This window comes from Exiguobacterium sp. SH31 (assembly GCF_001816105.1).
GTDB lineage: Bacteria > Bacillota > Bacilli > Exiguobacteriales > Exiguobacteriaceae > Exiguobacterium > Exiguobacterium aurantiacum_A.
In genome coordinates, this window is sequence record NZ_LYTG01000025.1 from 1 (window position 1) to 11,140 (window position 11,140).

The 11,140-nt window shown below is 52.5% G+C and carries 13 protein-coding genes; 3 read left to right on the top strand and 10 right to left on the bottom strand.

Going from position 1 to position 11,140, the window contains the following annotated elements; translation table 11 throughout:
• Window positions 1-89 precede the first annotated feature (89 nt).
• On the top strand, window positions 90-1,145 hold the full coding sequence (locus A6395_RS03590) for an NAD(P)/FAD-dependent oxidoreductase (protein ID WP_071397899.1): 1,056 nt from the start codon (window positions 90-92) through the stop codon (window positions 1,143-1,145).
• A 270-nt stretch (window positions 1,146-1,415) separates the two neighbouring features.
• Here A6395_RS03590 and A6395_RS03595 read toward each other — a convergent pair whose 3' ends face one another.
• A complete protein-coding gene (locus A6395_RS03595; protein ID WP_071397900.1) occupies window positions 1,416-1,703 on the bottom strand; it encodes a DUF1462 family protein in 288 nt (95 codons plus the stop codon).
• A gap of 126 nt (window positions 1,704-1,829) precedes the next feature.
• On the opposite strand from A6395_RS03595, the gene A6395_RS03600 reads away from it, so the two are divergent.
• Window positions 1,830-2,057 carry a NifU family protein gene (locus tag A6395_RS03600; RefSeq protein WP_012726833.1) on the top strand — a complete coding sequence of 76 codons (228 nt, stop codon included), beginning with the start codon at window positions 1,830-1,832 and terminating at the stop codon, window positions 2,055-2,057.
• A gap of 32 nt (window positions 2,058-2,089) precedes the next feature.
• Here A6395_RS03600 and A6395_RS03605 read toward each other — a convergent pair whose 3' ends face one another.
• Window positions 2,090-2,860, bottom strand: coding sequence for a TIGR01457 family HAD-type hydrolase (locus tag A6395_RS03605; protein WP_070328756.1), 771 nt, complete (start codon window positions 2,858-2,860; stop codon window positions 2,090-2,092).
• Between the two features lie 4 nt (window positions 2,861-2,864).
• The gene (locus A6395_RS03610; RefSeq protein WP_071397908.1) at window positions 2,865-3,308 is read right to left on the bottom strand and encodes a DUF86 domain-containing protein; all 444 of its coding nucleotides are present in this window, start codon (window positions 3,306-3,308) and stop codon (window positions 2,865-2,867) included.
• A 158-nt stretch (window positions 3,309-3,466) separates the two neighbouring features.
• Here A6395_RS03610 and glpX point away from each other — a divergent pair, with 158 nt between their 5' ends.
• Entirely contained in the window at window positions 3,467-4,447 is a 981-nt protein-coding gene (glpX, locus tag A6395_RS03615) for a class II fructose-bisphosphatase (protein ID WP_071397901.1), read from the top strand.
• Between the two features lie 35 nt (window positions 4,448-4,482).
• Here glpX and A6395_RS03620 read toward each other — a convergent pair whose 3' ends face one another.
• From A6395_RS03620 to brnQ, 7 genes are all read right to left on the bottom strand, one after another.
• Window positions 4,483-5,154, bottom strand: coding sequence for a DUF975 family protein (locus A6395_RS03620; protein ID WP_071397902.1), 672 nt, complete (start codon window positions 5,152-5,154; stop codon window positions 4,483-4,485).
• A 102-nt stretch (window positions 5,155-5,256) separates the two neighbouring features.
• The gene (locus tag A6395_RS03625) at window positions 5,257-5,562 is read right to left on the bottom strand and encodes a hypothetical protein (RefSeq protein ID WP_071397903.1); all 306 of its coding nucleotides are present in this window, start codon (window positions 5,560-5,562) and stop codon (window positions 5,257-5,259) included.
• A 156-nt stretch (window positions 5,563-5,718) separates the two neighbouring features.
• On the bottom strand, window positions 5,719-6,099 hold the full coding sequence (locus tag A6395_RS03630; RefSeq protein ID WP_035386184.1) for a YutD family protein: 381 nt from the start codon (window positions 6,097-6,099) through the stop codon (window positions 5,719-5,721).
• Between the two features lie 47 nt (window positions 6,100-6,146).
• A complete protein-coding gene (locus tag A6395_RS03635; RefSeq protein ID WP_071397904.1) occupies window positions 6,147-7,493 on the bottom strand; it encodes a bifunctional metallophosphatase/5'-nucleotidase in 1,347 nt (448 codons plus the stop codon).
• A 9-nt stretch (window positions 7,494-7,502) separates the two neighbouring features.
• Window positions 7,503-8,348 (bottom strand): DUF72 domain-containing protein, encoded by an 846-nt coding sequence (locus tag A6395_RS03640; RefSeq protein WP_071397905.1) that lies wholly within the window; start codon window positions 8,346-8,348, stop codon window positions 7,503-7,505.
• 17 nt (window positions 8,349-8,365) lie between these two features.
• On the bottom strand, window positions 8,366-9,547 hold the full coding sequence (locus A6395_RS03645; protein WP_071397906.1) for an MFS transporter: 1,182 nt from the start codon (window positions 9,545-9,547) through the stop codon (window positions 8,366-8,368).
• A gap of 110 nt (window positions 9,548-9,657) precedes the next feature.
• A complete protein-coding gene (brnQ, locus tag A6395_RS03650; RefSeq protein WP_071397907.1) occupies window positions 9,658-10,977 on the bottom strand; it encodes a branched-chain amino acid transport system II carrier protein in 1,320 nt (439 codons plus the stop codon).
• Window positions 10,978-11,140 lie beyond the last annotated feature (163 nt).

Genomic DNA, 11,140 nt, shown 5'->3' on the forward strand with positions numbered 1-11,140 from the left:
ACCGTCTTTCTTCCCCTATTGCGGGAAAATGGTTCTTCTACGAGGTATTATATCATGGTACAGTTAGAGAGTAACAAAGGGGGATTTTTATGCGCAAATTAGTCGTCTTAGGAGGCGGTTACGGGGGTATGCGTGTAATCGAACGCGTCCTCGGCCATCAGCTGAAGGACGTATCGATCACATTAATCGACCGTCTACCTTATCACGGATTAAAAACAGAGTATTATGCACTAGCCGCAGGAACGGTATCCGATCGTGACATCCGTGTCGATTTCCCGGAAGAAGTCGACTACATATACGGGCAAGTCACGGATATCGATACGACCGACAAGATGGTGTTGCTCGCAAGCGGGGAAAAAGTGCCGTACTACGACCTCGTCATCGGCTTAGGCTGCGAGGACAAATACCATAACGTGCCCGGCGCCGCCGAGTTCACGTACAGTATCCAAACGTTAGAAGAGTCACGCAAGACGCAACAAGCGATCAACGGCTTGTCGCCCGGTTCGATCGTCTCGATCGTCGGGGCCGGACTATCCGGTGTCGAGCTCGCGAGCGAACTCCGGGAGAGCCGTCCCGATCTGACCGTCCGACTGTTCGACCGTGGTCCTTCCGTCCTGTCCTTTTTATCGAGCCGTGTCTCGATGTACGTTCAATCGTGGTTTGAAGAGCATGGCGTTGAAGTCATCAACAATGCCAACATCGTCCGGGTCGACCCAGACGGTCTGTGGAACCACGAACAACACTTTGCCGCTGACTTGACGGTCTGGACGGCCGGGATCCAACCGGTCGCCGTCGTCCGGAACCAAGGCTGGGAGCTCGATGGGGGCGGCCGTGTGAAACTGACACCGCACCACTACGTCCCCGATTTCCCTGACGTCTTCGTCGTCGGTGACAACGCCAGCCTCCCGTACGCACCTTCAGGTCAACTCGCCGAGGCACAAGCGGAACAGATCGTCCAAGTGCTGCTCTGCAAGTGGAAAGGCGTGGCTTATCCTGAGTTGCCGGATATTAAACTTCGAGGCACGCTCGGGTCGCTCGGGAAGAAGGCCGGCTTCGGCGTCTTCATGGGGAAACAGTCGCTGACCGGGAAAGTGGCCCGACTTCTCAAGTCCGGTATCCTGTGGAAACATAAAGTCATCAAATAATATGACCGAATCGCGAAATGGCTACCTTGCCTTCTCGCGATTTTTTTATGTGATGACAGCCGCTTACCCGTTCATCCTTCTTTGCCTTGCGCCAAAAGTCTTGTATCTCTGTCCCTGATATACTTGTCTAAATTTTCAGATTATTGATTCGGCGGATGCGACGCTCTCAGGATACACGGCAAGTTCAGCGACGTCGTCGTTCCAACTTCGCTAAATCGAAAACAAGGTTGAACGAATGTGTATTCGCTCAACCTTGTTTTATGATGTCGTTTAATTCTCGTCAATCGCCGTATACACTTTACGCAACTGGACGACTCCTTCGTCGACGACTTCCCCGTTCAAGAGGACGAGCGGGTAAAACCATTCGTCTTGCTTGATCGCCTCGGCGATCTCATCATCCGCTTGCTCGAAGTCGATGTATTCGAACTCGAACTTGCGCTCCGGATATTTCCGGGCGAGCGCACTTTGTAACCATTCATATGTCTCGACCGAGCTCGGTGCCCCGACACAGCTCGCACACTGTACTTCTGCCCCGTATACCGTAATTTTCATCGTCATTCCCCCTATCCATTTCTATTATACAAAAACCACGCAGCGCCCTTGTCACAAAACGCTCAGCGTTAATGATTGAGAAACAATCTCAAACTTGCTAGAATAGAAGAGAACCAGAAAGGGGTAGATACCATGGAAATGTTTGATCAAGTCCAAGAAGTACTCGATAAATTACGCCCGTTCTTGCTTCGCGACGGCGGTGACGTCGAACTCGTTGATGTAGAAGAAGGCATCGTCAAACTTCGTTTGATGGGTGCATGCGGCAGCTGCCCGTCTTCAACAATCACTTTGAAAGCCGGAATTGAGCGCGCGCTCATTGAAGAAGTACCTGGCATCGTCGAAGTCGAACAAGTATTCTAAACAAAAAGGGAGACAAGCGTCATCCCTTTTTTTCATGCATGTGTCCATTCGTCCAAGCTCTCGACCATATAGGTCGGGAGCTTTTCTTGTTCTTGGATGAACGCCGGCCCGTGAACGCCTGAATTGACGTGCAGCGTCCGTAGCCCTCCATTGATCCCAAACAAGATGTCCGTATGGTAGTTGTCCCCGACCATGACGACCTCATCTTTCGTCAGACCGATCATCTCGAGGGCGATGTCAATCATGACCGGCTCCGGCTTGCCGATGAAGAACGGGTCTTTCTCCGTCGTCACCGTGAGCACGGACGTCAGCGCCCCGTTGCCCGGTAAAAAGCCGCGCTCGGTCGGGATGGCGATATCCCCGTTCGTCGAGATGAAGCGGGCGCCGGACCGAATCGCGAGCGCACCTTTCGCCAATTTCTCGTACGTGATGTGGCGGTCGAGCCCGATGACGACGTAGTCGGCTTTCGGTTCGTCCGTCACATGGAAGCCACGCTCTTCAAGCGCGATCCGGAGACCGTCTTCCCCGATCATATAAACGGTCGCCCCTGGTGTCATCTTCTCGATATAACGGGCCGTTGCCATCGCACTCGTCAAGACGTGCTCGGGCGTCACATGAACACCCATCGACACGAGCTTATCCGCGACTTGTTTCGGCGTCATCGAGGCGTTGTTCGTGACGAACAAGTACGGGAAGCCTGTCGCCTCGAGCCGGTTCACGAAGTCGACCGCTGCTTTGATCGGCTCGGTGCCCGCATAGATCGTTCCATCTAAATCAAATAAGTATCCTTTAATTAAATTCATCTAATCACTCGCTTTCCGGTAGAAATGCTGATACTGGTCCAAGTTCCACTTCTAAATAGCGGCGGACTTGCTCGGGAAATGCTGCGAACGTCTCTTTTTGACGCTCCGTCCAGGCGTCAAAGCGAGCCGAATCCGACGTGACGAACTCCCGGACGTAATAGGCACGCATCATGACGAGCTCTTTCGCCGCTTGAGCCGTCTGGGCGTCGAGTACGCGCTCGTCCAATAAAATGTCGACGATATCTTCATAACTCCCCGGATCGCGCATAATGAAGCCGTCGATCATCGAGTTGCCGACATCGATGACGCCTTCCATCAAATGCACGGCCAAACGCTCTTTCGCAAGTTCAAGTGTGAACGCGTCCCCTTCGAGCTGATTGATCCGATACAACATCATTTCCATGTGGGCCAGCGTCTCATTGATTTTTTCTCTATTCACAAAATACATCGTCATCCCCCCTGCCCCTTATCATAATCTTTTTTCCGACTCGAGAAAAGAATCTCCCCTATTTACATCATTTATCCGATTGTGATACACTAATCCACGGATTAACACTTTAATTAGTATGTCACATTAAATATAAATCACGTGGAGGGTTCAACACTATGGAACGAGAATTAGCGTTAGAGATCGTACGAGCAACCGAGGCAGCGGCACTGGCATCATCAAAATGGATTGGTCGCGGCCAAAAGAACGAGGCCGATGACGCGGCGACGTCAGCGATGCGCGAAGTGCTCGGTACGGTCAATATGGATGCGACTGTCGTGATTGGTGAAGGCGAATTAGATGAGGCGCCGATGCTTTACATCGGCGAACGCCTCGGTACGACGTTCGGGCCGGAAGTCGATATCGCGGTCGATCCGCTCGAAGGGACATCGATCATCGCCAAAGGACTCGGCGATGCCATGGTCGTCATCGCAGTCGCCGATAAAGGCGCTCTCCTCCACGCACCTGATATGTATATGGATAAACTTGTTGTCGGACCGAATCTGAAAGGGAAAGTCTCGCTCGACGAACCGCTCGAGTCGATCATCGAGAAAGCCGCGCTCTATAACGGCAAACGTATCGAAGAAGTGACCGTCATCATGCAAGACCGCGATCGCCACGAACATCTCCGTCAAGCGGCGATGCGTATGGGCGCACGCGTCAAACTGTTCGATGACGGCGATGTCTCAGCCGGGATCGCCGCAGCCATCAAATCGAACCCGATCGACATCTTCATCTCGACAGGCGGCGCACCAGAAGGCGTCATCACGGCAGCAGCCGTCAAGGCGCTCGGCGGCGATATGCAAGCCCGCCTTCACCCGATGAACGAAGAAGAGACGGCCCGCGTCATCTCGATGGGCATCGAGGACCCGCTCCAACTTCTCACGATCGACGATCTCGTCAAGAGTGACGATTGCATCTTTGCCGCGACCGGTGTCACGACAGGTGAACTGCTCGACGGCGTCAAGTTCTTGACGGACGATATCGTCGAGACGACGTCGCTCGTCATGCGTTCGAAGACGAAGACGATCCGCAAAGTCGTCGCTGAACACACGTTGTCGTTGAAGCCGTACCTGAACAAACAACAAGTCGAAGCATGACAAAACCTCCGCTCAAAATTTGAGCTTAGGTTTTTTTAGAAGCCTTGTTCCATATCAGGCGTCCCGACGTGGTTCGTGCGCCGCTGATCTGCTCCTCGGAGCGAATCATAGAACGCGGCGTACGTCGTCGAGAAGTACGGATATACATACAAGAAGCCGATTCCGAGCGTGAGCACACCGACGAAGAACCAACCGATGAACGAAAGGACGAGCTTGAACGCGTCCATCTTGTGGCCATCCATCATCCGACGTGACTCGGTGATTGCCTCGAGAGCCGACAGTTCCGGCTGATCACGTAAAATATAGTTCGTGAGCGAGTACGAGAACGCTTTAACGATTCCTGGGATCACGAGTAACAATGCCCATAAGAAGATGAACAATCCGACGAAGAACGGTGCGAGCACGTGTTTCACATAGCCGGTTTGGAACGGTTCAAATAATTTTGAGACGGCCGGCTTGTCGCCGCGTGACACTGCGAGGACGAGCCATGACCATCCGACCGTGAGCGGTGCGATCAAAATCGTAAGTATAAGTGATAAGAGTGTCAACAACGATTCTGTCGTCGTCGGAACTGCATCAGCCTCAATCGTCGGTGCGAACGATTGAGGGATCCCGTTTAAGATAACGAACAAAATCAAAATTCCAGCGAGTAGCCAGCGATTGCCTGTCAACATTTTTTGTGCGTGTTGTTTCCATTGTGCTGTCATAGTATCCATCCTTTGTTTGTGTTCTTTCCTTAGTGTACGTCATTGGCCGGCAGAAGGTTTCAAAAAACACGAAAACAGGGGAAAGGTTTCTCCTTTCCCCTGTTAATATAAGATATTGCCCATAAAAAACTGTGACATCGATAGAATAAATAAGAGCACACCTGTAGCGACAACAGTCAGTGAGATTGCCTTGAACAGCCGGCTTCTTAGGAATGTATTCCGATACTCGAACCGGCGAACGAGCAAGACGTGGACCAACTCAAACAGCAAGACCGCAGCTGTGAAGTAGAATGTCATGATACTCCCCAATCCGAAGAACAGCATTGTCAATAAACCTAATCCTAAGTTGTGGATTCGGTTATGGACGTCATCGCGATCGCCGACGGTCGTCGTTTGTACGTGTTGCATCCTTCCACCTCGCTTCCAAAACCCGAACAGAAAAAGTTACCTTATATATAAGTTATCACAATTTTCTTATCTCTAAACCTGTCACACCGTCATTTCACCTAAACGAAACATCTAGGAAATATATGTAATAAAAAAAGCGCTGATGTCATCAGCGCGTCATGAACCGGTCGAAGTTTCAGCTTCTTCCGCTTTATTGAATTTTCGTTTTAGTTTAAGCGGTTGTTTCGTTCCACCAAACACGGGACCGTCTTCACTTTCATCAATCTCTGTCTCTTTCTTCAACACGAAGAACGGACAACCGAAGTTACAGTACTCGTATACATAGTCCATCACATGGTCGATTCGATTATCGTACGTGGCAAACTTCGACTTCACTTCATAAAATCCTTTGAGACGAAGTTGACCATGTCCCCAATCGCCGACGATGTAATCGTATTTATCGAGCACATCGCTATAACGAGCGATGAACGCCTCTTCATCAAACCCGTCACGCTTCTCTTCGATGACCGTATATCCATGGTGATTCACTCTAATCATTTTCACACCTCCACTTTCCTATCATATCACGCCCGCCTGCCGTTCCTCTATCGTTTTCGGATCGCGTCATGGCGCGCCATGATCGTTTCACGTAGCACGTCACGCAGGAGTTCCGGCATAAAGTAACGCTTCGGCTGGTCCGCCAAATACGGCAGGAGCGGACCGAACGTGAACATATCGACCGTGGCGACACGATACATCTGTTCAAGACTGATCTCGTTGCCGTGAAGCAAGTAGCGGCCTTGTTTCAATTCAAGACCGTGGACGATCGGGTGTCCGAGCACCGTCCCGCGGAATCCGAGCCCACGCACGTGCATCGTCGTAAACGGCTCCTCATGAACATCGCTCAAGAAACGAAGCAACGTTGCGCCGTCGAGTGTCAACAGGCATGGATTGATCGGGTGCGGACAGATGCGATGGAGCATATTGAGCGTGACTTGTCCGGGTGCCAACCCTTCAAGCAGGATGCCCGATGGAAGGATGCTTACTTCGGCATCACACCAGTCCATTAATCCGTCCGCCAACAATTCCGCAATCGGAGATGGTCCGAACCAATCGCTCACATAGCCTGGTGTGGCGGCAATCGTCACGTCAAGCAAACTCTCAGCTTGTTCATACTCCAACCGCAACGCCCGTAGCGTGTCGTCGTCCTGAACGTAATCTGTCAAGTCATGGAGACACGCCTTCTTCTCTACGACTTGGCCGTCCCGAAGCATCAACTCGACTTCTCCGACGTATTGCCCGTACTTCCCGGCCTGGGCGATCAACACCCCGTTTTTCATGACGCCGTCGTCTAACACGTGGTGCGTATGTGCCCCGAGGATGACATCGATAGCCGGGAACGCTTCAGCGAGTCGCTCGTCGGCGTAGAAACCGAGGTGACTGAGCGCGATGATGACGTCACATCCTTTGAGTTCCTCGAGTGCCCGAGCAGTCGCCGTCAGCGGTGACTCAATTTGCCAACCGAGTTCAGGATACAGCTCTTCATACGGTGCGGTCACGCCGAACAGACCGACACGCACACCGGACCGTTCGAGGACGAGCGTCTCCGTCGCCCAGTCCGGTCGCGTCCCGTCCGCTTGATAGACGTTCGCGAGCAAGACGGGGAACGTCGCATCCTCATAGAGCGAATCGAGCCAGTCGTGCGGAAACGTGATGCCTTCGTTGTTGCCGATCGTCACGGCCGTCGGATTGAGCCGATTGAGCAAGCGGACGTTCACTTGCCCTTTCGTCACTTCCGTCGCCGGGTGTGTTCGATCGGCATGATCGCCGAGGTCAAAGACGAGCGTATCCTCGTGTCGGCGTTCGTTCAAAAAGGAGACAAGTTGGGGCCAATTATGAAATTTTGAATGCAAGTCATTGTAATGAAAGATTTTAATCGTACGCACGGCCATCCCCTCTTCCTAAAACAGGCTGATTTGGCTCGGGGCGAGCTCATATTCGGCACCGAGAATCTCAATCAAACGTTTCGCGTTCGGTGCCGCATCCCCGGCCGAGTTGTTGTTGAAATAGACGTAGACCGACTTGGCATCTCGTTCGAGTTCCCGGCACGCCGTCGCAAGTTCTTGCAGTTCGTCTTCGCTGTATCGATACAGGCAACGGACGTGACGCCACTCTTGGCTCGTCATCCCGGGTTTGCGGAGCCACCCTGCCGTATTGCGGCCGTGCAGACGGACGACTGCGACTTCCGGGTTCGTGACGACCGGGACGAACGGGATGCTGCTCTCTTTCGTCTGAGGTTCGTCGCACACCGTGTTGATGAAGCGTTGCTCGCTCAAGAACGCGAGCGTCCGGTCGCGAAATGCTTCCGAGAACCACGTCGGGTTCCGAAACTCGACGGCGATGTCATAGTCGATCAGCTCCACTCGAATCGTCCTTAAATAGTCGAGATGCGGCTTCGAGACGTCGAACCACGGCGGGAGTTGGACGAGGACGGCCCGAAGTTTACCCGCCTGTTTGAGCGGCTCGACCGATGTCCGGTAGCGCTCGAACAGTTCGGCGAGCGGCAGCTTCGGTTCACGGTCGTGACCGCTCATTTCCCTGGAAACTTTGACGACGAACTGAAAGCCGTCCGGCGTCTCACGATTCCATTTCTCATAGTTTTTCACCGGTTGAATCGCATAGAACGAGGAGTCGACCTCCACCGTCGGAAAGTGCCCGGCGTATGTCGACAGTTTGTGCTTCCGCTCTTCCGGCGTCGTATAGAGCAGGTCGTGGTCTCCCCAACCGGTCACACCGACATAAATCATCGTGTTTCCTCCTCACATTATTGTTCGAACGATGTCTCCGCGTTTCGCTTTGACCAATTTAGGGTCCCGCTAAACGTCACGAGCAACAAGACAAGTCCCATGATGAACGGATAGCGCATGTCGATATCGAAGGCAATCCCGGCAAGCGTCGGCCCGACGATATTACCGATACTCATATAGGCGTTGTTCATCCCCATCGCGAAGCCTTGTTCTTTATCTGCCATCTTCGACACGAGCGTATTCAACACCGGACGAAGAATCGAGGTCGACAAGAAGATGATGAGCGTGATCGCGAAGAAAATCGCATACGATCCCGCGAACAGCGAGAACAAGAAGCCGAGTGCCGCGAGCATGATAAAGATGAGCACGACTTTGATCTCACCGAAGAGCGAGACGAGTCGGTCGACGGCAAACAGCTGAACGATGACACTGACGATCCCCGTACCTGTGATCATGACGGCAATTTCTTGCGGCGTCGCACTGAACGTCTCACTGACGAACAGTCCGAGCACCGATTCGTAGGCCATGAGGCCAAACGCCATGACCAAGTTGATGACGAGCACGAAGAAATAAGGTTTTTTAGTCGACGATAAGAGTTGACGTGGTAACGATTCGGTCTCGTTCGTCCGGACGTATGGTTCCCGGTCCGGCTCTTTCAATAGAATGATTGACGATATGACGGCGACGAATGAGACGATCGCCGACAACAAGAGCGGTGCTTTCAGCCCGAATTCGGCGAAAAAGCCACCAATCCCGGGTCCGATGACGATCCCGAGCGACATTGCCGCGGAAATATAGCTATTCCCTTTCGCCCGTTGTTTGAGCGTCGTGATGTCGGCCACGTACGCAAAGATTGCTGGAATGAGCAATGCGGCCCCGACTCCGCCGATGGCTCGCGAGATCAGTAAGACCGTCAGATTGTCCGATAAGTAAAAGACTGCCATCGAGATGGTGAACCCAATAAGCCCTGAAATAATCATCAGCCGGCGACCGTAAACGTCAGCCCATTTCCCCGCAATCGGTGACATGAGCAGCTGGGCCCCGGCAAAGACCGAAATCATCAGTCCGGCGGCGGTACCACCTTCGCCAATCATTTTTAAATAGTCCGGGATGATTGGAATGATAATCCCGAATCCTGCTACGGCGATGAACATGTTCAGCATGAGGATCGCCAATTGTTTCTTTTGTTTTGTTGTCAACGTGTGTCACTTCCTTTTCATCTATTCATTTTACTTGTTGATGAATGAAATGAGCAAACGATAAGACAGCAAAACACCCATCCTGGACCAGAGGATGGGTGACGGTAAAATTATGAGATGCGTGACTCGGCGAGTGATCGACTCGACCGCTGTTTCGGTAAGAACAGTGTGACGACATAAACAATCAACGTCGGAACTGCCCAGGCGAGCCCGATTTCAGCCATCGGCAAGTTCGTGACCCATGCAGTCACGGCTGTTGGAGCCAAGCCTTGTGCCGTCTCGAACAGCGAGAACACGAGCGCCGTGTAAACGGTCGCCTTCATGGCGACTTGCGGGTTACGTTGAATCCGTTCCGTGACCGAAACGAGCACGAGTGCGATCATGACCGGGTACAAGAGCGTGAGCAACGGTATCGCGATTTCAATCAATGTGCCGAGGCCGACGAGTGAAATCAAGTAACCGAATAGCGTTGTCCCGATGACGACTTGGTAGTACTTGAGCGACTCGAACGTGTTACTCATGAACCGCGAAAACTCACTGATGAGTCCGACCGCTGTCGTCAAACAAGCAAGGAAGACCGCTGCCCCGAGTGCGAGCATGCCGACTTGACCGAACGATGTACCGGCAAACGTTTGAAGGAGGCTTGCGCCGTCAGTCGTTCCCGTAACACCCGTCATGTTCGCCCCGATCGATGCGAGCGAGATGTAGACGAGCATCAAACACGTGACGGCGAGTAAACCGGACGTCCGGAGAAGCGATGACGCTTCTTTTTGATCCGACATCCCGTTCGCTTTAAGTGTGACGAGGACGATTGCACCAAAGACGAGTGCCCCGAATACGTCCATCGTCAAGTAACCTTGTTTAAAGCCTTCACCGAGTGCCCCGAGCCACGCCTCATACCCTGCTGCTGGCGCGACCGGTGAGCCGAGCGGGGCCACAAGGTTTGTGATCCCGATGCCAGCAAGCAAGACGAGGAGGATCGGCGTAATGATCCGTCCGATGATCTCGATCAACTTTTGAGCGCGGAGCGTCAAGAGGAACGTCAAGCCGAAAAAGACAGTTGAACTGATGGCGAGTGTGAACGTCGACGGCGCACCGAGAAACGGCACGACTCCCATCTCATACGTGACCGCTGCCGTCCGAGGAATCCCGAAGAACGGTCCGATGGCCACGTACATTAATCCCGTCAAAAGGAGTGCAAGACGCTTCGGAATATACTGGGCGATTTGATCAGACCCTCCACCGACCCGCGCGACTGCGAACAAGGCGAGTAAAGGAAGTCCGACGCCGGTAATGACGAATCCGACTAGGGCTGGGAACAGGTTCTCACCTGCTAACGCTCCTAGCATCGGTGGGAACAGCAAGTTCCCGGCTCCGAAGAATAATGCGAAAATCGTAAACGCTAACGGGAATAATGTTGATTTTTTCATACAACTACCTCCACATACATTGTAATGCCTTCCGTGTCGTGCAATGCAACTAAATAACTAAATTTTCTGACAATGAAGCGCTTGGTCTATTCCATTATACACACTATCTTTTTTTTGACCACCCTATCTTTAAAAAAGATGTTTATTTTTCCGCGAAGTAGAT